Origin of the sequence: Caballeronia glebae, assembly GCF_001545035.1 — a bacterium.
GTDB classification, from domain to species: Bacteria; Pseudomonadota; Gammaproteobacteria; order Burkholderiales; family Burkholderiaceae; genus Caballeronia; species Caballeronia glebae.
In genome coordinates this window covers 30,207-50,520 of sequence record NZ_FCOJ02000018.1, presented here as the reverse complement: position 1 = coordinate 50,520, position 20,314 = coordinate 30,207, and the positions used below count along the sequence as shown (strand labels likewise).

The 20,314-nt window shown below is 62.2% G+C and carries 16 protein-coding genes and 3 pseudogenes; 8 read left to right on the top strand and 11 right to left on the bottom strand.

Annotation, left to right across the window (positions count from 1 at the left end; genetic code table 11):
• Positions 1-8 precede the first annotated feature (8 nt).
• The 5 genes and pseudogenes from AWB82_RS14595 to tnpC form a co-directional block, all read left to right on the top strand.
• A complete protein-coding gene (locus AWB82_RS14595; RefSeq protein ID WP_086968227.1) occupies positions 9-293 on the top strand; it encodes an MSMEG_0570 family nitrogen starvation response protein in 285 nt (94 codons plus the stop codon).
• A 25-nt stretch (positions 294-318) separates the two neighbouring features.
• Positions 319-1,617 (top strand): MSMEG_0569 family flavin-dependent oxidoreductase, encoded by a 1,299-nt coding sequence (locus AWB82_RS14590; protein WP_086968225.1) that lies wholly within the window; start codon positions 319-321, stop codon positions 1,615-1,617.
• Positions 1,617-2,441 (top strand): Pnap_2097 family protein, encoded by an 825-nt coding sequence (locus tag AWB82_RS38295; protein WP_235023297.1) that lies wholly within the window; start codon positions 1,617-1,619, stop codon positions 2,439-2,441. Before AWB82_RS14590 ends, AWB82_RS38295 begins: the two co-directional genes overlap by 1 nt.
• Positions 2,438-4,555 (top strand): methylmalonyl-CoA mutase, encoded by a 2,118-nt coding sequence (gene scpA / locus AWB82_RS14585; RefSeq protein ID WP_235023287.1) that lies wholly within the window; start codon positions 2,438-2,440, stop codon positions 4,553-4,555. Before AWB82_RS38295 ends, scpA begins: the two co-directional genes overlap by 4 nt.
• Positions 4,479-5,394 (top strand): annotated as a pseudogene (gene tnpC / locus AWB82_RS14580) (IS66 family transposase); the annotation flags it as partial. The gene scpA and the pseudogene tnpC, both read left to right, overlap by 77 nt.
• A 269-nt stretch (positions 5,395-5,663) precedes the next feature.
• Here the strand turns inward: tnpC and AWB82_RS14575 are convergent.
• From AWB82_RS14575 to AWB82_RS14545, 7 genes and pseudogenes are all read right to left on the bottom strand, one after another.
• Positions 5,664-6,389, bottom strand: a complete 726-nt coding sequence (locus tag AWB82_RS14575; RefSeq protein WP_086968221.1) for a GntR family transcriptional regulator — start codon at positions 6,387-6,389, stop codon at positions 5,664-5,666.
• A 75-nt stretch (positions 6,390-6,464) separates the two neighbouring features.
• Positions 6,465-7,367, bottom strand: coding sequence for an allantoinase PuuE (locus tag AWB82_RS14570; RefSeq protein ID WP_200818109.1), 903 nt, complete (start codon positions 7,365-7,367; stop codon positions 6,465-6,467).
• A 29-nt stretch (positions 7,368-7,396) separates the two neighbouring features.
• Positions 7,397-8,155: an SDR family NAD(P)-dependent oxidoreductase gene (locus AWB82_RS14565; protein ID WP_086968219.1), complete on the bottom strand. Its 759-nt coding sequence runs from the start codon at positions 8,153-8,155 to the stop codon at positions 7,397-7,399.
• Positions 8,156-8,189: 34 nt separating this feature from the next.
• Positions 8,190-9,110 (bottom strand): NAD-dependent epimerase/dehydratase family protein, encoded by a 921-nt coding sequence (locus AWB82_RS14560; protein ID WP_086968217.1) that lies wholly within the window; start codon positions 9,108-9,110, stop codon positions 8,190-8,192.
• Positions 9,107-9,805, bottom strand: a pseudogene (locus AWB82_RS14555) (ABC transporter ATP-binding protein); the annotation flags it as partial. The gene AWB82_RS14560 and the pseudogene AWB82_RS14555, both read right to left, overlap by 4 nt.
• Before the next feature lie 73 nt (positions 9,806-9,878).
• Positions 9,879-10,949 (bottom strand): SDR family oxidoreductase, encoded by a 1,071-nt coding sequence (locus AWB82_RS14550; protein WP_086968215.1) that lies wholly within the window; start codon positions 10,947-10,949, stop codon positions 9,879-9,881.
• A 128-nt stretch (positions 10,950-11,077) separates the two neighbouring features.
• A pseudogene (locus tag AWB82_RS14545) lies at positions 11,078-11,548 on the bottom strand (maleylacetate reductase); the annotation flags it as partial.
• Between the two features lie 204 nt (positions 11,549-11,752).
• Here AWB82_RS14545 and AWB82_RS14540 point away from each other — a divergent pair.
• Together AWB82_RS14540 and AWB82_RS14535 are read left to right on the top strand one after the other, a co-directional pair.
• Complete coding sequence (locus tag AWB82_RS14540) at positions 11,753-12,658, top strand: LysR family transcriptional regulator (protein ID WP_159462588.1); 906 nt, start codon at positions 11,753-11,755, stop codon at positions 12,656-12,658.
• 196 nt (positions 12,659-12,854) lie between these two features.
• Positions 12,855-13,184 carry a YciI family protein gene (locus tag AWB82_RS14535; RefSeq protein WP_086968211.1) on the top strand — a complete coding sequence of 110 codons (330 nt, stop codon included), beginning with the start codon at positions 12,855-12,857 and terminating at the stop codon, positions 13,182-13,184.
• A 507-nt stretch (positions 13,185-13,691) separates the two neighbouring features.
• Here the strand turns inward: AWB82_RS14535 and AWB82_RS14530 are convergent.
• The 4 genes from AWB82_RS14530 to AWB82_RS14515 all read right to left on the bottom strand — a co-directional run bounded on the left by AWB82_RS14530 (position 13,692) and on the right by AWB82_RS14515 (position 19,007).
• The gene (locus tag AWB82_RS14530; protein WP_086968209.1) at positions 13,692-15,230 is read right to left on the bottom strand and encodes an efflux transporter outer membrane subunit; all 1,539 of its coding nucleotides are present in this window, start codon (positions 15,228-15,230) and stop codon (positions 13,692-13,694) included.
• Positions 15,227-16,303, bottom strand: a complete 1,077-nt coding sequence (locus AWB82_RS14525) for an HlyD family secretion protein (RefSeq protein WP_086968207.1) — start codon at positions 16,301-16,303, stop codon at positions 15,227-15,229. The genes AWB82_RS14530 and AWB82_RS14525 overlap by 4 nt, the downstream gene beginning before the upstream one ends.
• A gap of 12 nt (positions 16,304-16,315) precedes the next feature.
• Positions 16,316-17,935, bottom strand: a complete 1,620-nt coding sequence (locus AWB82_RS14520) for an MFS transporter (RefSeq protein ID WP_086968205.1) — start codon at positions 17,933-17,935, stop codon at positions 16,316-16,318.
• 397 nt (positions 17,936-18,332) lie between these two features.
• Entirely contained in the window at positions 18,333-19,007 is a 675-nt protein-coding gene (locus AWB82_RS14515; protein WP_086968203.1) for an antibiotic biosynthesis monooxygenase family protein, read from the bottom strand.
• A gap of 355 nt (positions 19,008-19,362) precedes the next feature.
• On the opposite strand from AWB82_RS14515, the gene AWB82_RS14510 reads away from it, so the two are divergent.
• On the top strand, positions 19,363-20,310 hold the full coding sequence (locus AWB82_RS14510; RefSeq protein WP_086968201.1) for a LysR family transcriptional regulator: 948 nt from the start codon (positions 19,363-19,365) through the stop codon (positions 20,308-20,310).
• Positions 20,311-20,314: the final 4 nt, after the last annotated feature.

The window sequence follows — 20,314 nt, the reverse complement described above, 5'->3', positions numbered from 1 at the left end:
GCTCGGACATGCCTGTCATGCACTTTCGAATTCGCTGGCCGGACGGCGTCGAGGCGAATTGCTATTCGCCCTCGACGGTCGTCGGCGAGTACTTCGCGGCGGGCGAAAGCTATGCCGTCGGCGACTTCGTCGCGCGCTCGCGCGAGGCGCTCAACATCGGCTCGCAGCGCGTGCGCGAGAAGTACGGCTTCGCGTGCTCCGCGGCGCTCGATCAGCTTGCACGTATCGAAGAGGATGCCGGACGGTTCAGCGAGGCGCACGATGCGCGCGTGACCGTGCTCGCGCTCGATTGACCCATTTGTCGAAGAGGAAGCGGATATGTCGAACATCGAATTCACTCAGGCGGCGCCGGAGCATGTCGGCGTGATCGTCATCGGCGGCGGCCAGGCCGGACTCTCGGTCAGCTACTTTCTGCAACAGGCGAATATCGGGCATCTCGTGCTCGAAAAGCACAGCGTCACGCACACGTGGCGCACTCAGCGCTGGGACACGTTCTGTCTCGTCACGCCCAACTGGCAATGCGCGCTGCCGGGCCATGCATACGATGGTCCGGACCCGCACGGCTTCATGAAGAAGGACGAGATCATCGCCTATCTCGATGCGTTCATCGCCAAGGTGAACGCGCCGGTGCTCGAAGGAACGGCAGTCACGCGGGTAACACGCGACGCCGGTGGCGGCTACGTCGTGCAAAGCACGCGCGGGACGTATATGGCCGATCAGGTGGTCGTCGCGTCGGGCGGCTATCACACGCCGATCGTGCCGCGCATGGCGGAGCGCCTGCCGCTGGGCATCGTGCAGGTGCAGTCGTCGGAATACCGCAACGCCGACGCGCTGCCACCCGGCGCGGTGCTCGTCGTCGGCTCGGGGCAGTCGGGCGCGCAGATCGCGGAAGATCTGCACCTGGCGGGCCGCAAGGTGCATCTCGCGGTCGGTGAGGCGCCGCGTTGCGCGCGCTTCTATCGGGGCCGCGACGTCGTCGACTGGCTGGCCGACATGCGCTACTACGACATGCCGGTGACCGATCATCCGCTGCGCGAAGGCGTGCGCGACAACACCAATCACTATGTTACGGGCCGCGACGGCGGACGCGACATCGACCTGCGCCGCTTCGCGTCCGAAGGCATGGAACTGTTCGGGCGGCTGGAGGACTTCCGCGACGGAAAGCTACGCTTCGCGCCGAACCTGCGCGCCAATCTCGACGATGCCGACGACACGTACAACCGCATCAACGCGAGCATCGACGGTTTCATCGAGAAGCATGGTATCGATGCACCGGCTGCCGCGCGGTATGAGCCGCTGTGGCATCCGCCGGGCGAGCGCGCGGAACTCGATCTGCAGGCGAGCGGCATCACGTCCATCGTCTGGTGCATCGGCTTCACGCCGGACTTCGCCTGGCTGGACGCGCCGGTGTTCAACGGGCGCGGATATCCGGCGCATATGCGCGGCGTGACGGCCGTTCCGGGCATTTATTTCGTCGGCCTCCCGTGGCTGCATACATGGGGCTCGGGACGCTTCTCCGGCGTCGCGCGCGACGCGCAGTACGTCGTCGACGCGATCTGCGCGGAGCGCTCGAACGTGCCCGATCATGTGCGATTGCGTGTGCGTGAAGAAGCATGATGCCTCGTCACGACGACACTTACCGCGCTGGCATGCCGCAACTCAACTACGCGGGCCTGTCCGAGAACTGGCTGCTCAAGGAATGCGGCGATCGGCACTGGGGCGCACTCGCGCAAGCCACCGGCAGCGACTTCGTCGCCGATGAAGGCACGCGCGCCTATGCCGCGTTCACGTCGATCCGGCTGCGCGCGCACGGCATGCACGAGGTGCGCGAGAACGACGCGTTCCGCGTTCGCACCGAGCTTGCGCGGATCGGCTCGGCGCGGCATGTCAGCGAGCATCGCGTGGAGCGTGAACATGGCGCGATCGCCTCGCTGTCGATGATGTCCACCTTCGTGCGGCGCACTGAAGCGCGCAACAACCGCTCGGTCGCGCGAGCGAGCTTTGCGAAATTGAAGGGCGACATTGCGCCGATGAACCCGGCGATCACCGACATGCAGGACGCCGCGCGCGAACTGCGTCTGTGCGAAGCGGGGCCGCGCCTCGCTGAAATGGGCGTGCGCGCGGCAGACTGCGCGCCGGTCGAGTTTCTGCCGTGCCCTTACAACGATTTCAACGGCGCGGATTTCCTCTATTTCGCGAGCTTCCAGGGCTTCGTCGATCGCGCGGAATGGCAGACCTGGCGTCTCGCGGATACCCCCGCGCTCGTCTCGCGCGAACTTCACTATCACGGCAACATCGATGTCGGCGAGCGCTTGCGGCTGACTTTTCGGCACGCGTTCGTCGACGAGACGCGCGTGGCGCACTGGTGCGAGATCGAACGCACGAGCGACGGCAGGAAGATTGCCGACGTCCTCACGCACAAGGCACGGAGGCGCGCATGAGCCGTGCGCGACGCGTTCCATTGAAGCCGCTTTACACGTCGGCGGATCTCGACGGCATCGAGCATCTCGATTCGCAACCCGGCGCACAACCGTTCGTGCGCGGACCGTATGCTTCGATGTACACGTCGAAGCCCTGGACCCTTCGCCAGTACGCCGGTTATGCGGACGCCGCGGATTCGAATCTCGCGTTTCGCAAGGCGCTCGCGCACGGGGCGCAAGGCCTGTCCGTGGCCTTCGATCTGCCGACGCAGCTCGGCTACGATTCCACCGATCACCAAGCGCGCGCGGACGTCGGCCTCGCAGGCGTGGCGATCGATACCGTGGACGACATGGCGCGTCTTTTCGAAGGCATCGCGCTCGATCGCGTGTCCGTCTCGATGACGATGAACGGCGCAGTGCTGCCGGTACTCGCCGCTTTCATCGTCGCGGCCGAAGAGCGCGGCATTGCGAGGGATTCGCTCTCGGGCACGGTGCAGAACGACATCCTCAAGGAGTTCATGGTGCGCAATACGTATGTGTTCGCGCCGGAGCCGTCGATGCGCATCGTCGCGGATGTCGCGCAGTTTCTGAATGAACACATGCCGCGCTTCAAGGCGCTTTCCGTGTCGGGCTATCACTTTCAGGAAGCGGGCGCGGATGCTTCGCTGGAACTTGCGCTCACATTCGCGAATGCCCGCGAATATCTTCGCGCGTTGCGTGCGCGCGGCCTGGAGGCCGATGCCGTTTGCGAGCAACTGAGCTTTTTCTTCGGCGCCGGAACGGACTTTTATACGGAGATCGCGAAGCTGCGCGCGGCGCGCCTGCTGTGGTCGAGAATTGCGGCGGAAGAAGGGGCGAGCACGGCCAAAAGCCGTGCGCTGCGCGTGCACTGCCAGACTTCGGGCTGGTCGCTCAGCCCGACACGCACGCATAACAACATCGTGCGTACGACCGTCGAGGCGATGGCGGCGGTGTTCGGCGGAACGCAGTCGCTGCACACGAATGCGCATGACGAGGCGCTCGCGCTGCCATCCACATCGGCCTCGCAACTCGCCCGCGACACGCAACTGATTCTTCAGCACGAAATGGGCTTGTGCGACGTGATCGATCCGTGGGCCGGCTCGTACATGATGGAATCGCTGACGGCGGAGCTTGCCGGGCGCGCGCGCGAAATGATCGATGAAATCGAGGCGGGCGGCGGCGCGCGCGAGGCGATCCGCACGGGCTGGGCTCGGCAGCAGATTCACGCAAGCGCGGCGGCGACGCAGGCGCGCATCGATGCGGGGGAACAGATGATCGTCGGCATTAACGCCTTTCCGGCGATCGAGGCAGATGACGATGCTTCCGAATGTGTCGCAGTCGATGGCGAGCGTGTGCGCGTGCAACAGTCGCGCAGAATCTCCGACATCAAACGCCGACGCGACGAATATCGCGTGAACACCACGCTCGCGGCATTGACTCGCGCCGCGCACGACGATACCGGCAACCTGTTGGCACTGACGATCGACTGCATGCGCGCGCGGGCGACAGTGGGGGAGTGTACGCGTGCCCTTGAAGCAGTTTGGCCGCGCTATGTGCAGACATCGGGCGTTACATCGAATGCGTATCGAACACAATGCGCAGAGGACGAGGCATGGGATGCATCGAGCGCACAGGTTGCGCGACTCGCGAAGAAGCTAGGCAGAAAGCCACGCCTGCTGATGGCAAAGCTCGGACTCGACGGACACGATCGCGGCGCGAACGTGGTGTCAGCGGCGCTGAAGGACGCGGGCTTCGATGTAGCGATGAGCGGCCTGTTTGCGTCGCCGACGCGCGCAGCGAGGTTTGCCGGGGAAGAAAGATGCGACGTGATCGGCGTTTCGTCGCTTGCGGGAGCGCATGGAAGTCTGGTACTTCAATTCATGCGCGAGCTTGGAGAAACGGACGTATGTGCGCCGGTCGTCGTCGGCGGGATCGTGCCGGATAAAGATGCGCTTTATCTACGCAACATGGGCGTGGCAGAAATCTTCGGACCGGGGACAACCGTACACGAGATCGTCGCGCGGCTCGTGCGACTGATTGAAACGAGCCGCTTCGATGCGTCGGCCCGTCGCGTGCCAGAACGCACACGCGTCCTTGGATATCCGCGAACTTGAGACCCGCAACCAGCAACTCACTCAACGCGTCGAGCAGCTCGAGGAGTTGTTTCGTCTCGCGCAACTCAAGCGCTTCGCCCCGAGCAGCGAGAAACTCAAAGACCGAGTGTTCGACGAAGCCGAGGAGGTGGCCCTGGCGGAACCCGTTGAGGACGATCCGGACGGCGTCTTTGCGCTGCCCGACACGGGCCTGCCAGCCGTAGACGGCTCAGGCCACCAGAAACGGGGGCGCAAGCCGCTGCCGGCTGATCTGCCGCGTACGCGTATCGAGTACGACCTGCCTGAAGATCAGAAGGTCTGTCCGTGCTGCCAGGGTGCGATGCACCGGATGGGTGAGCAAACCTGCGAACAGCTGCATATCCACGTTAAGGCGTCAGTGCTGCAACACGTGCGCTTCAAGTACGCGTGCCGCCATTACGAACGCCATGCGGAGCACACGCCCCATCTTGATCGCGCCCATGCCGGCGCAACCGCTGCCAGGCAGCAACGCGAGTGCGGCGATGATCGCCACGGTGATGACCGCCAAGTACGCAGATGGCACGCCGCTCTACCGCATGGAAGATGCGTTGGGCCGCTCGAATATCGCGGTCAGTCGCGGCACGCTGGCGCACTGGATCATCCGGCCTGCCGAACTGCACCTGTCCCGGCTGTACGAGGCATTGCGCGGCACGCTGCTCGCGCAGTCGCTGATCCATGGCGACGAGACGACGGTGCAGGTGCTCAAGGAGGAAGGCACGAGTGCGCAGAGCAAGTCGTACATGTGGGTCTATCGCAGCGCCGAAGCATCTGCCGAGCCGGTGGTGCTGTTTGAATACCAGCCAGGGCGTGGGCAACAGTACGTGACGCTTTGCCTCACCCGTTCGACGATCAAGTTATCGTGCCAAATTCCCGCCGTCCGCGTCGGTAAGGGTCGGTTACGGCTCGTTCGCAGTTCCACAAAGCCAACATTTGACCGCGCACCATCGAGGATGACGGCAGTCCGTGAAGTGGCTTTGATGTATCGTGCTCGGCCGCAATCGCTCGGTGAAAGACCGGGAAGGAGACCAGCTCCGCACGTGCGGCACGCCGGGCCAGGCCTGAATGTCGGCGACCGACCGCGGCGCGGGCCTCAATCGCGCCGCCTGAAGATCTCCTCGAGATCGACCTCTTCTTCGACGACATCGAGATTCAGCGAGCTTTCGATGTGGTCTAGATGATGAAGCATGAGTTCGACCGCCCGTTCGCCTTCGCCATCGGAGATCGCGTCCACGACAGCGGCATGCTCGTCCGCCCGGCAACTCGCGCTGATCGGTGCGTCGTAGAGCAGGATCACCAGGCAGGTAAGCGTCGTCAGCTCACGCATGCTGCGCGTGAAGGCGGAATTGCCCGACAACGTCGCGACGAGGTTGTGGAATTCCCCGGAGAGTCGAATGACCGCGCGCTTGTCGGAGCGCTCGCGGGCATCCATTTCGAGCCGTAAGTGGTTGCGCAGTTGCGCGAGCTTGTCCGGCGTGGCGGCACGCGTAAGCCGACGTATGACGGCCGGTTCGATGACTCTGCGCGCCTCGAAGACATCTCGCGCCTGATCGACGGACGGCTTCGCGACGAACCAGCCTTTCTTTGGATAGACCTCGACGATCTGCTCATAGGCGAGACGGCTGAGGGCATCGCGCACGCGCGCGCGATTCACGCCGAAGATGCTTGCAAGCCGCTCTTCGGCGAGTTTCGTGCCGGGCAACAGACGGTGTTCGAGCAGCGCGACGTAGATCTGCTCGTAGATGTCTTCGCTGGTATTGTCGCCCTCGCGCGTCTTGCGGGGTTTGCCTGTCTGCTTTTCGCCGACTGTTTTTAGCATGTGCTGCACTTCGAGAAATAGCGCATGTCGAGGTCGACATGCCGTTGAATTGGTGTTCGCGAGCGCTGGTCGGTGTTACGCCATGAACGGGTGTTGCGCGATCCAGTGACGCGCAATGTCGATACGCCGCGTAACCCATACGTCTTCGTGCTTCATTACGTGGTCGAGGAATCGCTCGAGCCCGGCCGCGCGCGCCGGATGACCGATCAGACGCATATGCAGTCCGACCGACATCATCTTCGGCTGCGTCGCGCCTTCGCGATACAGCATGTCGAAAGTATCGCGCATGAATTCGAACCACTGACTGCCGGTGCCGACCGAACCCGCGTACTGCCCGTCGTTCGTGGTGAGCGAGTAGGGTATCACCAAATGCGGACGGTTCCCGACGACCTTCCAGAACGGCAATTCGTCGCCGTAGTAGTCGGAATCGTAAAGGAAACCACCTTCTTCGGCGAGCAGGCGGCGCGTGTTCACCGACGGCGAATAACGGCAGTACCAGCCATAAGGGCGTTCGCCGATGGTGCGGGTCAGCGACTCGATGGCGCGGCGAATATGCTCGCGTTCGGTGGCTTCGTCGAGTTCGTAATGCTTGATCCATCGCCAGCCGTGACTGCATACGTCGTGGCGTGCCTGGCGGATAGCTTCGGCGGCTTGCGGATTGCGCTCCAGCGCGAGCGCGCAGCCGTAGACGGTGAGCGGCAGGCCGCGCTCTTCGAAAAGCCGCATCAGGCGCCAAAAGCCGACGCGGCTGCCGTATTCGAACAGACCTTCCGCGGCGAGATCGCGGCCGCGCACGCCCGAGTTCAACCCGTGCGATTCTGTGAACCAAGTCTCGGTCGCACTTTCGCCATCGGCGATAGAAGGCTCCGAGCCTTCTTCGTAGTTCATCACAAAGTTGATCGCGATACGGGCCTTGCCCGGCCATCGCGGGTTGGGCGGCGTCGCCCCATAGCCGATGAAGTCGCGCTCCAGTTCCATACGTCGCTCCCGTTCAGTTAAATGAGTCGTCAGAGCATCACGTCGCCGCCGTTGGGCGAGAGCGTCTGGCCGATGAAATACGCACCGCCCGTCTCGGACGCGAGCAGCAGCGCCGTGGGCGCGATTTCGTCGCTTTCACCGAAACGGCCGGCGGGAAGCTGCGCGAATTTCATTGCGCGCCAGGCGTCCGTGAAGCTCGCCAGCATTGCGGTTTCGACGGGCCCCGGCGCGATTGCGTTGACGGTTACGCCGTGCGGCGCGCCTTCATACGACAGAGCGCGCGTGAACCCGACGACGCCCGCCTTCGATGCGCAGTAGTGCGCCATGTCGTGCGTGCCCTTGTAGGCGAGCTGCGATGCAATGTTGATGACGCGCCCATACTTGCGCGCGATCATGGCGGCGAAAAACTGCTTCGTCACGAGGAACGTGCCGCGCAGGTTCACGGCCATCATGCGGTCCCATTCGTCGATGGACAGGTCCACGAACGATGTCTCGCCGCTGATTCCGGCCGCGTTCACGAGAATATCGACGGCGCCGAGTTTTTCGCGTCCCCAGGCGCCGAGGCGGTTGACGGACGCCGCATCCGTCACGTCGCATTCGGTCGTCGCGACACGCGTGCCGTTCGCGCCGAGCTCATCGGCGAGCGCCTGGGCGCCGGCTGCATCGCCGATATGCGAAATGCCGATGCTCGCGCCCTGTGCCGCGAAGAGCCGCACGATGGCGCGGCCGATGCCGCTGTTGCCGCCCGTCACGAGCGCGGTACGACCTTCAAGCGAAAACGATTCCATTAACACTCCCTGTCAAGAGGAAACCGGCGCCGCGTCAGCGGGCGGCTGTTTCGGCAAGCCATTGCGCATACGCCCGGATGCCGGTCTCGATGTCGTGGCGCGGGCGAAAACCCAAATCGGTGGCTGCGGCCGAGATGTCGAACTGCTCCTGAAGTTCGTCGAGCGGGTCGGGCCCGCGTTCGAGTTCGATATCGGCGTCGGGCATCAAACGGCGCACGACCTCCGCGACTTCGCCGAGCGTGAGGCGGGTGCCGCCGGTGATGTTGTAGACGCGCCGGCGAAGCACCGGCGCGTCGAGGGCCGCGAGCAGAGCGGCGGCGGCATCATCGACATGGATGTACTGGCGATGAAAGTCCGCGCCGAACGGCACGCGCGTCGGCTGCGCGCGCATTGCGTCGGTGAGCATGCGGCGGATCATGCAGTCGGTGGTGCGATGCGGACCATAAACCCACGACAGACGCAGACTCACGCCGTCCACGCCGTATTGCTTCGCGTAGGCGCTGACCAGTTGCTCACCGCAGACCTTGCTCGCGCCATAGAGGCTCGCCGGCGCCATCGGCACGTCCTCCTTCACGGGTCCGGGCGGCGTATCGCCGTAAGCGCTCGTCGACGAGCAATAGACGAAGCGCCGCGCGCCGTGGATGCGTGCGAGTTCCAGCATGTTCGCAGTGCCGCCGATGTTTACATCGAACATGGCGACAGGATCGTCGCGCGCAACCATCGGCCCGGAAAACGCGCCGCAATGTATGACGGCATCCAGCCCGTCGCGCGCAAGCGCATGCAGCCGATGTACGTTGCGCAAGTCGCCTTCCAGTACGGTCATCTGGCCGATGCGCAGTCCGCCCTCGCGATCCACCGGAATCACCGCGTCACCGCGTGCGTGCAGCAAGCGCGACACGGCGCGTCCGACCAGACCGGCCGCGCCAGTCACCATGATTTTTTGCGGCTGGCTCATTGTCGTGCCCCTGCGACGTCGAGATGATGAACGGTTCTCGCCACTTCCTCGATCGGAAGCTCGGCCTGCAACAGCTTGCGCGTGTAATCCTCGACGGGCCGCTCGAACACGGTGTCGGCGGTGCCCGTCTCGATGATCTTTCCGTGCCGCATCACCGCGACATAGTGCGCGAGCGAGCGCACCGAGTTCAGGTCGTGCGTGATGAAAAGCGCGGACAGCCCCATCTCGCGCTGAAGATTGCGCACGAGGTCGATGATCTGCGCGCGCACGCGAATGTCGAGCGCGGTCGTGCACTCGTCGAAGACGACGAAATCGGGGTTCGCGGCGAGTGCGCGCGCAATGCCCACGCGCTTCTGCTCGCCGGCCGTGAGGTCGTGCGGATACGCGCTCGCGCGGCGCCGCGAAAGATTCACGAGATCGAGCAAATGCAGAATGCGAGCCTCCCGATCGGCGCGGCTCAGCTTGTCGCCGAGCGCGAACGGCTCGGCGATCAGATCGCGCACCTGCCAACGCGGATTCAGCGACACATACGGTTCCTGAAACACCATCTGCATCCGTCGCCGCACGCTGCGAAACGCACCAGGCGTCATGTCGAGCGTACTCACGCCGTCGAAGCGCACGACACCCGAGTCCGCGTCGAGCAGACGCAGAAGGCATTGCCCGGTCGTCGTCTTGCCCGAGCCGCTTTCGCCGACGAGCGCGAGCGTCCCGCATCGTCATCATGATTTGCTAACGCGCTTGAATGCCGCCGCTCTCCGGACCAGACGTCTAAGAAGGAATGATCCGTTCGCGCTTCAATTTATCGAAGAGCGCGAAAAACGCATCCGACGTGGGCTGATAATCGAGGAAGCCGGCTTTACGGCTCTTGCTCATGTCAGTCAACACTTCCATCGGACGTCCGAGATCGGCATCCGTATGCCACCACGACACGAGCCTGTCGATATCCGGTTCTTTCAATTGGTAGCGACCCGCGATGTCCGCCCATTGCCTCTTCGCATCCTGCATGCGATGTTCAAGGGGGCGCGTCTCACCGTCGAAAGGCGCGGGGTCGATGCCGAAATACTGCGCGAGCTGTGACCACATCCATTTCCACCGGAACACGTCGCCATTGACGACGTTGAAGTCCTCGTTGCGCGCGCCGGGCGAGGTGGACGCCCACTCGAGATGCCGCGCGAGCAGGCGGGCGTCGGTCATATCTGTGAGACTGTTCCATTGGGCGACTGAGCCAGGAAACACGAACGGCTGCCCCGTTTCCTTGCACAGCGTCGCGTACACGGCGAGCGTGACGCCCATGTTCATCGCGTTGCCGAGCGCGAAACCGATGATCGTATGCGGTCGATGCACGCTCCAGCCGAAGTCATGTCGACGCGCGGCTTCGAATAGCCGGTCTTCCTGCTCGTAGTAGAAGTTATCGACGGGTTGCCGGCCTTGTTCCTCCCGAAACGGCGTGAGCGGGACATTGCCCTGCGCATACGCTTCAAAAGGCCCAAGGTAATGCTTGAGGCCTGTGACGAGCGCCGCGTGTTCGAGCTTGCCGGATGGGCCGAGCGCATCCAGCACGTGACGGACCATTGCGCCGTTCACTTCGATGTTCTCGCGCTCGGTTGCCTGTCGCGACCATGCGGAAAAGTAGACGTGACTGAATCGCTGCCCTTGCAGCGCATCCTTAACGGATTTCGCGGAAGTGAGGTCGGCGATGACGGATTCGACGCCGTCGGGCGCTTTTGTGCGTCCGCGCGAGAGACCCGATACCTTCCAGCCTCCGCATGCCAGCAGATGTTGCGCGAGATTGCCGCCGACGATGCCCGTCGCGCCAATGATGAGTGCCCGTTTGTCCATGAAAGTAAATATCGAAAGTAGTCGTGTTGGCAGGAAGAATCTTCGGAGCGCGCTTCGCCAGGGGAAGCGAACCATACGCTCTGGAAGGTCCGGCTGTCGGGCCGTGTGCCGTCGAAAGCATACGCCAGCAAGCGATGTACCGCTTCATGGGAGAGCGCCCTGGGGTTGTAGTAGGGAGCCTGCATTGCTGCCGTGGCGGCAACACGAATATCGATTGAACGAAGGCCTGGCGCATCGAGAGACGCGGGGGCATCAGGCGAGCGGCCAAGGTCGTGTAGCGCGGCGGCGGGTTCTTGCGTCTCCAGTGCCTTGCACAGGCGTTCGTGGGCGGCTGGGGCGGCCGGCAAATTGAACGCCATCGAATAAAGCAGAATCACCGCATGGGTTTCCGCGTGCGGCAGATTAAACATTCCGCCGAGCGTGTGGCACAGCTTGTGATGCAATGCCATGCCAAGACTGCCCGGCACGGTTTCGCACAGCGAGGCACCATACTGGGCGGCTTCGCGTGCCGAGATATCGTCCGGTTGACTGACGATGCGCGGCAACGCATGTGCGAGGGTGCCTTGCAAACGACACGTTAGGTGTTGTTCCGGGTTCACCGCCGTCACGTTCCCGCCGCGGATATGCCTGAACTGCCGGTCCCGCCCGACATGACGACATCCGCGCCAGGAGGCGGTTCTTGCAAAATCGAGTTGCTTCGTAAGCTTCCTTCGCCAGTCGAGGCTCTGCACGCTGTAAAGTTTGCGAGGAGAGGGGCGCGTGACGTCAGTTCGCTCTGCCACAACCCATTCTGGGGGATCGAAATGGACCGGATTGAAGTGATGCGCATGTTCATCCGGGTGGCTGACTCCGGCAATTTCTCAAAAGTTGCCCGTGTGACGGGCGTTAGCCAACCGACTGTCAGCAAGCTGATTGCAGGACTGGAGGAAAGATTGGGGGTGCAACTGCTGCGGCGGACGTCTCGCGGCCTGAGCCTGACCGATGCCGGCGAGGATTTCTACGACTCCGCATCTGCCATCGTGGAGAGCGTGGATGATGTCGAAGCGAGGGTTGGCAAGAGAGAAGCGTCGCCGTCTGGCATGATTCGGGTCGCTCTTTCGCCGGCATTCGGAAGGATGGAGATCGTGCCGCATCTCCCCGAATTCCTGTCCCGCTACCCCGACGTTAGCGTGGAATTCGATGTATCCCAACGCTACGTTAATCTCGTCGAAGAAGGGCTGGATGTGGCGATCCGGGTGGGGCCGTTGAGCGATTCGGCGTTGATGGCGCGGCGCATTGGCAGCATGACATATCTCACGACCGCTGCGCCCTCGTATCTGGAGAAGGCAGGCGCGCCTCGTACACTGGACGACCTGAAAGGTCACAACTGCATTGCGTTCATGTCGCGTGATGCGGCCCGACCGTGGGAGTTCGTCGGACCCGAGGGTCCAGTCGAATTCATTCCACAAGGGCGAGTGCGCAGCAATGACGCTGAATATCTACGCGCGGCCGTGCTGGCGGGCCTTGGCATTGGACACAACGCAGGATGGCTGTACGCACGGGACGTCGCTGACGGGCGTCTCGATTCGTTGCTGGAGGAGTTCGCGCCGCCACCGTTCCCGATTCATGCCGTCTGGTCAGGCAGTCGGCGGCTGGCGGGGAAGACTCGGGTCTTCATCGACTTTCTGGCCGAGCTATTCGCTGACAATCCTCTTCTGAGAGTGCGCTAAACGCGATCGCAGACGTATTCAAGGACGGCATAGCACGTATACCGCCACCTCGTCTTCCCGACGCCCGCCGCGAGGCCTATCTTTCGTCTCAAGGCGCCACGTAAAAACCCGGTGCCGTTTAACGACGGAAGGGCTTGGCAAAACACGCTGAAACCTTTTCGAATACTTACACAGACTTTCCAAAGGAGCAGCAATCATGGTTGACGAAAATGGTCCTCATTATTTTGTAGCATTCCAGAGCCCGGGGCCGAAATGGCTTCAGGGCGTGAAATACAACGAGCAGCCGGACTTCATGAAGCACGTGGCTTATATGGTCGAGATGCAGGAGAAGGGACTCACGGTGTTGAGTGGCCCCTTCATGGAAAAGGCAGGCGGCCTCTCCGGCGTCCTGGCTGATGGTGGGATGACAATCTTCAAGGCTGCCGATCTGGCAGAAGCTCAAAAAATCGCGAAGGACGATCCGACTGTGCAGTCAGGGTTGCTGAGCGTCGAAGTCAAGATGTTTTGGGTTCCTTTTCATACGTAAAATCCGGCCACCATTGCCATGAGCCAGAGGCCAGTGTGATGACGGACGCCGAGTACAAAGGCGTTCTTCATCGCGAGCCCAGGAGGCGAATCGCAAAGATGTGGTCACATATGACCGTGCCGAGCCGTTGAACTCAAACACCAAATTTGGCCCGGAAAACATCGTTTGTGGCTCTGCGAATGGCTGATCAGCCCTGAAACCAAGCCCCTTGCTGCAGTATCAAACCGAGGACCGCTTAGGGTAGACAATCACGGCACGCACAAGCGTCGCAACCCGGTCCGGACTATTTTCTACGCCGACGGAGTGTTGCAAAACAATCGCTCGGCCTGATTAATCCACGAGGCGGATGCGTCGCGAGACTCACGTTGGTCGGGGTGCAATGCACATGAAAACGCGGATGGTGTGCCACCCATGCATGATCGAGGAGGTCCAACGCGCGCGCGATGATTCTTGCGTCGGGGCTGGATCAGGCGACGTCGGCCTGATACGCGTGGTGCATCGCGCGCGTCAACGGCCGGCGATATTTCTGTCGAAGGTCGTTTCCCATCCGCCGCCGAGCGCCTTGCAGAGCGAGATGAGATTCGAGGCGGCCGTCGCCTTGCTCTGTTCGAGATTGCTCTGTGCTTCCAGCAATTGCTTTTGCACGTTGAGCACGTCGAGATAATCGAGCGCCCCTGCCTTGTATCGTTGTCGCGCAATGCCGAGTGCCCGCTGATTGAAGGCCACCACCGCGATGAGACGGTCGCGACGCCGCTGTTCGGCGTCGTAGACGGCGAGTGCGTCGTCGACCTCACGCCATGCATCGAGCACGGTGTGTTTGTAGACGATCGCGGCTTCCTCTTGTTGCGCCTCGCGCAGTTGCAACGTGCCCTTGAGACGGCCGCCTTCGAAGATGGGCAGCGTGATCGAAGGTCCGACGACGAACTGCCCCGACGCCCAGTCAGCCAGATTGGAGAGCTGAAGGCTTTGGAACCCGGCGCTGCCGTTGAGCGAAATGCGCGGATAGAAATCGGCCTTCGCCATGCCGATCGAAGCGGTAGCCGCATGCAGTTGCGCCTCGGCCTTCTTGATGTCCGGCCGCCGCTGCACGAGCTCCGACGGAAAGCCGATGGGCACCTGCTGCGGCAACTTCGGCACCTCGCCCGCCTCGGAGAGAATTTGCCGCAGCGCGCCGGGCTGTTCGCCGAGCAACACGCCGATCGCGTTGATTGTGGTGCTGCGACGCGATTCGAGCGTCGGAATCAGGCTCTCGATCGTCTCCACTTGCGCGGCAGCATTGGCGACGTCGAGATCCGTCGTGACGCCTTCGCGCACGCGGATCTGCGTGAGCCTCAACGCATCGCGACCGATGTCGAGGTTTTGCCTCGCGATTTCGAGAAGCGATTGCGTATCGCGCAACTCGATGTATTCGCGTGCGAGTTCGGCTCGGGCCGACAGCAAGACCGCATTGCGATCTTCGTATGACGCTTCCGTCAGCGCGCTCGCGGCTTCGACGCCGCGTCGCGCGCGACCCCAGATATCGAGTTCCCAGGATGCATCGAAGCCGAACTGATACAGGTTATAGGCGGGCGATCCCTTTGAACCGGGTATCGCCGAGACGCCGAGCGGCGCGTTGCCCGCAGCCGATTGCGGCTGACTCTGCGATGGCGTGACGCCAAGCAGCGACAGAATGCCGTTCTCGCTGCCGCGTTCGCGGTTATACGATGCGGCGGCATCCAGCGTCGGCAGTTCCGCTGCACCGGCTACGCGTTGCGTGGCCCGGCTTTGGCGCAATCGGGCCGACGCCGCGGCCACGTCGAGGTTTGCGCTGGCGAGCCGCTGCTCCAGCGCATTCAGCACGGGATCGTTGAACAAGGTCCACCACTCCGGATTGAACTCGGCTTGCACGGCCTTGCTCGCTGCCGCAGCGGAACGAGTCTGCTCGAACACATCCAGCGTCGCCGTTTTGGGATGCTCGAAGTTGGGTCCGAGCATGCAGCCCGTCATGGCGAAGCTTGCCAATATCGCGAGCGCCAATGCTCTCAGGGAAGATTCGCTTGCATTCATTTCGCGTCTGCTCCTTGTGCAAGCCTCTCGCCGTGGCGGCCAACAACCACTTCCGCTTCGACGGAAAGTCCCACGCTCAACGCGGATGCCGCCTGCTGACCGTGATCGATCGTGATCTTGACCGGCACGCGCTGAACCACCTTCGTGAAGTTGCCGGTCGCATTGTCGGGCGCGATGGGCGCGAAGCTCAAACCCGTGGCAGGAGCGAGGCTGTCCACACGCCCTTTGATCACTACGCCGGGAAAGCTGTCGACCTTGATGCGCACGCTTTCGCCCGGACGGATGTTGGTGATCTGGTTCTCCTGAAAATTTGCGACGACATAAGCGTTCGAGAGCGGAACGATCGCGAGCACCGGTGCGCCGGGCGTCACGAATGCGCCGAGGCGCGCCGAACGCCGCCCGACCTTGCCATCGACGGGTGCGTGAATCTCCGTGTACGACAGATTGAGCCTGGCCTGCTCCAGTGCCGCTTCGGCGCGTGCCAGTGCCCCGTTAGCCCTGTCACGCTGGGTGCGCAGCACATCGAGGTTCTGCTCGGTCGTCTTCAACGCGGCGCGATCGTGCGCTTGCTGCGCCAGTTGCTGCGCGAGCGTGCTCGATGCGCGTTGATGTTCCTGTGTGGTGCCCGCGCCGGTCTCCGAAAGATTCTGGTAGCGCGAGGCGTTTGTGCGTGCGAACTCGATCGCGGCGTCGTCGGAACGCAGCGTCGCGCGAGCCTGTTCGACGAGCGAGGGCTGCCGTGCAATCTCGGCATCGAAGTTCGCGACGGAAGCGTGCGCCGCGGTCACGTCGGCTTGTGCGCTCAACAACGCGGCGCGAAAATCGCGGTCGTCGATGCGTACCAGCAGTTGTCCCGCCTTGACCGATTGATTGTCTTCGACCAGCACATCGGAAATCTGACCGGCTATGCGCGGCGCGACAAGCGTGAAATCGGCCTGTACGTAGGCATCGTTGGTGGTTTCCGTCGACGAATCGGAAAGAAGTCTGATGCACGCCCACGCCACAATGGCGAGCACGACGACCAACGCCGTGATGCGAAGGAGTGTGAGATTGGAACGGATGAAGGTTGACATGGATTTCGTCCCTTAATGGGAAGGGGGCGGCGTAACGGTCCACGGCGGATAAATGCGCACAGGAAACACCGGAACAAGGAGAAGAAGGGCGACGGCGACACAGGCCATCGCGCGGTAGAGATCTGCTGACATCAGCACCAGCGCCTGCTCGTGCACGCGGTGCGCGAGTTCGCCGATGCTATAGCCCGAGTCGATGCTTTGATTCGTGACGAGCGCGCGATTGCCCAATTGATCGACAAGCATGTTTGAGTGGAAGCGTTCGCGCGCCGTGCCGATTCCTTCGATGAGCGCGGTCGCGATGGCGGCGGCGAACGTCTTGATCGAATTGAACATGGCCGATGCGAACGGGCCCTCGGTGGGAGGCAAACCTGTCGTGACGCCCATCAGGATGCCGAGAATGACCATCGGTTGCGCGGCGATCTGCAAGGACTGAAGCCAGTAGAAGTTCTCGCGGACCCATTCGGACGTAATGTAGCTTCCCATCACGCATGTCGCGATCATGAGACACAGTCCGGTTGCGAGAATCCAGCGGAAATCGACGCGTTTGAGGTTCAGCACGGCAGCGGTCAGAGGAAGCGTGAGCAACAGCGGAATCGCGACGAGCAGCGACAAGGGCGTGGTCTGCAGCGCGCGATACGTGTGAATCCTCGCGAGATACTGGCCAGGTATCGCAGCAACGCCGACCAGCAGGATCACCGCGCCTACGAGCGTCGTCAGTCCGTGCGCGAAGTTTCTGCGTTCGAGCAACTGGAGCTTGAAAAACGGAAGCGGATGAAACCATTCGTTGACGAGAAACGCCAGGAGCAGCATAGATCCGCCGATGAGCATCACGCGGATCAATTCCGAATTCAACCAGTCGAGACGATCGCCTTGCAGGAGGCCGATCACGAGCATCGCGACCGCCGGACATCCGGTGAGAAAGCCGGTCCAGTCGAACGAACGAAAGCGTTCGAGCTTGAGCGGATCGGAAGGCAGGCCTTGCTGAATCGCAACGCAACTCAGCAGACCGAGTGGCACGATCTGCCAGAACGCCATTTTCCAGCTGACGTACTCTGTCCAGAGCGCCGCGAGCGGCGTACCAAGGGCTGGACCGAAGGTCGCCGTCATTGCATACCCGGCGAGGCCGTAGAGCTTGACCTTCGGCGGAAGATAGCGGAGCGCGACGATGATCAGCATCGGCGGAAGGCAGCCGCCGGCGATGCCTTGGAGTACGCGCAACGCGTACTGCGTCGGAAGATTCGGCGCGAACGGGCAAAGAATGCCGAAGAACATCGTGGCGATCACGGCGCCGATGGTGAATCGCTTGAGCGTGAAAGTGATGCCGAACCACGGCGCGAACACCATGGTTGCAACGTTGGCCGCCTCGAACAATGTGGTAAGCCAGGTGCCGTCGTCGTGTCCTATCGACAGCGCGCCCTGAATATCGGTCATCGCCAGCGCGGTGACCTGTTCGTTCAGGATGGCAAGCAACGAGGCGAGCAGCATGCCGATCAGACCCATCGCAAGACCGAGCGAAAGCGCAGCCTGTGGCGGTGCCGGTGAGGGCGCGGCTTCCTGCGGTGCGACGGGCATCGGCGCGGCTTCGACCGTGGCGTCTTGCTGATCGGTGGTCGTGGGGTTGGCGGTGGTCATATGGGTTCGCTGGCTGCTCGTGTTCAATCAGGCATCGCCTGTGGCCTTTGCCGGCTGAGGCCGCGCGCGCTTCAAGAAATCGGGACCAGCTTTTTATTTATTCTTTGCACTCGACCGATTGCCGCGTCGCAACCACTTAACGGCTTAGGGAATTCTAGAAGCGAGTGACGCATGCCGCGGGTGAAATGAGCCACTTTTCAGGCCATCTCATGTGCGGAATTTGCCAAAGCGTGGCCTCAAGGGCGGCGCAACGCCGTAAAGCAAATCGTGTATTCGTTTGTGGACGAAGACGTCGTTATTCTGGAATGCTTTGGAGTATAGTCGCGCCTAGTTGAACTTGCAGTTGACGCGCTTGCCGTTCCAGACGAGCGGCAAGCGACGTATGGTCAAGACGCCATCATGCGTTGCGCTGCACCTCTTCGAAGTATTGCGGTGCTTCTCGCCGGTCGAACATGCCATATTCACGAATCACGCGAATGTGCCGCAGGCGCACGCCAGCCGGAAGGGCGGCATCGCGTTCGAAGGCTTCGGCAGTTGCCTGATCGGGCCACGTCGCCACAACGACGACGTCGCCGGGGTCGAGCAACGCATCGAATGCGTCCCACGCGACCAGACCGGGTGCATCCGTCCTGAGCCCGAGCGACGCCGCGACACCCTGCGCGCCGGCTTCTTTCGGCCAGCCAGGCGCACGCTTCGCCTCGAACAGGGTGACAGCCTTGCCCAAGCCTGTTTCAGTGGCGTCCATACGCTGGTCGAACAAGGTTTGTCCGTCAGGCACACGCGTGTCCGCGACGATCTGCCCGATGCGCAAGCGGTAATCGGCAAATACTCGATCGCGCGCCGCCTGCTGGATCTTATGATGCTTCGTCGAAGTACGCCAACGGACCAACGACTTCTCGTCGCGCCAGCTCGACAGCGAGAGCAGCCATCCGTCGCGCGTCAGGCTTGCGTAGCGGGTGTTATCGATGAATCCATTAATCTTTTCGAGCTCTGGACGTAGCATCTTCGCCATGCCGAGATAAGCATCGAATTGATCGGGAATAGGATTGACTTCGAGCATTGCAGAGAACATTGGAAGACTCTTTGGTTTAGTGCGCTATACGATGTGATGTTGAAAAAACGCGTGTTGTGGTTTAGCGCTTGTTCACCACGATTCGCCACGCGCCCGTTCAAATCATTGTCGGGGACGAGACGCCTTTGTTGAAGTCTGGGCAGTATGTAAATCGGGACAATGAAGGCGGCGCGTCGGCCACTGGCGCCGAGGCAATCGGCGAGATATTCATACAGCGCAGCAGGGCGCTCGCTGTCGGCCAATTTGTCTTTGTTTTGGGTCATTCGAAGACAAGGGCCATTCCAATCGTAAATGTCACGCATAAACTCGCGGCTTGCGGCGTTGCACGCGGAGCGGCTAGGGTTTGGGAGCTGGAATGGACAGATTGCGCGAGATGGAAGTTTATGTGGCCATCGTCGATCGCGGTAGTTTGACCGGCGCATCGGACAAGCTTGGATTGTCGACTGCCGCGGTATCGCGCGCGCTCAATTCGCTCGAAGCACGCATTGGCGCTCAACTGCTCGCGCGGACCACGCGATCCGTGCGCCCTACGGATGCGGGCGTAGCGTACCTCGAATCCTGCCGCAGGGTGCTTGACGCCATCACGGATGCCGAAACGAACATCGCGGCCTATCACGTCAACCCGGTTGGGACGCTTACCATTTCGGCTCCGGTGCTGTTCGGCCAGCGATTCGTGGCGCCGCTCGTGAACGCTTTTGCGCTTCGTTATCCGGACGTCAACATCAACGCGGTATACGCGGACCGCACTACGCGGTTGCTCGAAGAGGGCGTCGATATCGCGATTCGCATCGGTCATCTCGGAGATTCGACGACCTTCGCGGTTCCGCTAGGTTTCGTGCAGCGCCGGACGTACGCGGCGCCGGGGTATCTCGACGCGCGTGGCGAACCCGTTCATCCGCGGGAACTGACGCGGCACAATTGCGTGTCTTTCACAGGGGCAACGCATCCGCTGGAGTGGGTATTCAGGGATCAGGGCGCAAGGTTGCCGGTGAGACTTCAGCCACGCATGATTGTCGATCTGGCGCCCGCCGCGGTTTCGGCGGCCGTCGACGGAGTGGGGATCACGCAATTGCTCTCGTATCAGGCGACACCCGAGGTACTGGGCCGCAGACTTCGGCCCATCCTCACGGCGTTCGAAACTGAGCCCGTGCCGGTGAATGTGCTTCATGTGGAGCGTCGGCGCGTAAGCGGCAAGGTCCGCGCTTTTCTCGAATTCGTGACGGAGACCTTGCGTGAGAACGCGCATCTGCAAGGCACGGACAGCGCCACCGCCCGCCTGAAGAGCAAGGCATCGCCCGGATGAAGCG

Bases quoted from the DNA above. Each gene is read 5' to 3' on its own strand.
- AWB82_RS14550 (WP_086968215.1), bottom strand. From the start codon at position 10,949: ATGGACAAACGGGCACTCATCATTGGCGCGACGGGCATCGTCGGCGGC.
- AWB82_RS14525 (WP_086968207.1), bottom strand. From the start codon at position 16,303: ATGTCAACCTTCATCCGTTCCAATCTCACACTCCTTCGCATCACGGCG.
- AWB82_RS14575 (WP_086968221.1), bottom strand. From the start codon at position 6,389: ATGCTAAAAACAGTCGGCGAAAAGCAGACAGGCAAACCCCGCAAGACG.
- AWB82_RS14515 (WP_086968203.1), bottom strand. From the start codon at position 19,007: ATGTTCTCTGCAATGCTCGAAGTCAATCCTATTCCCGATCAATTCGAT.
- AWB82_RS14560 (WP_086968217.1), bottom strand. From the start codon at position 9,110: ATGAGCCAGCCGCAAAAAATCATGGTGACTGGCGCGGCCGGTCTGGTC.
- AWB82_RS14590 (WP_086968225.1), top strand. From the start codon at position 319: ATGTCGAACATCGAATTCACTCAGGCGGCGCCGGAGCATGTCGGCGTG.
- AWB82_RS14595 (WP_086968227.1), top strand. From the start codon at position 9: ATGCCTGTCATGCACTTTCGAATTCGCTGGCCGGACGGCGTCGAGGCG.
- AWB82_RS14570 (WP_200818109.1), bottom strand. From the start codon at position 7,367: ATGGAACTGGAGCGCGACTTCATCGGCTATGGGGCGACGCCGCCCAAC.
- AWB82_RS38295 (WP_235023297.1), top strand. From the start codon at position 1,617: ATGCCTCGTCACGACGACACTTACCGCGCTGGCATGCCGCAACTCAAC.
- AWB82_RS14510 (WP_086968201.1), top strand. From the start codon at position 19,363: ATGGACAGATTGCGCGAGATGGAAGTTTATGTGGCCATCGTCGATCGC.
- AWB82_RS14535 (WP_086968211.1), top strand. From the start codon at position 12,855: ATGGTTGACGAAAATGGTCCTCATTATTTTGTAGCATTCCAGAGCCCG.
- AWB82_RS14565 (WP_086968219.1), bottom strand. From the start codon at position 8,155: ATGGAATCGTTTTCGCTTGAAGGTCGTACCGCGCTCGTGACGGGCGGC.
- AWB82_RS14530 (WP_086968209.1), bottom strand. From the start codon at position 15,230: ATGAATGCAAGCGAATCTTCCCTGAGAGCATTGGCGCTCGCGATATTG.
- AWB82_RS14520 (WP_086968205.1), bottom strand. From the start codon at position 17,935: ATGACCACCGCCAACCCCACGACCACCGATCAGCAAGACGCCACGGTC.
- AWB82_RS14540 (WP_159462588.1), top strand. From the start codon at position 11,753: ATGGACCGGATTGAAGTGATGCGCATGTTCATCCGGGTGGCTGACTCC.
- scpA (WP_235023287.1), top strand. From the start codon at position 2,438: ATGAGCCGTGCGCGACGCGTTCCATTGAAGCCGCTTTACACGTCGGCG.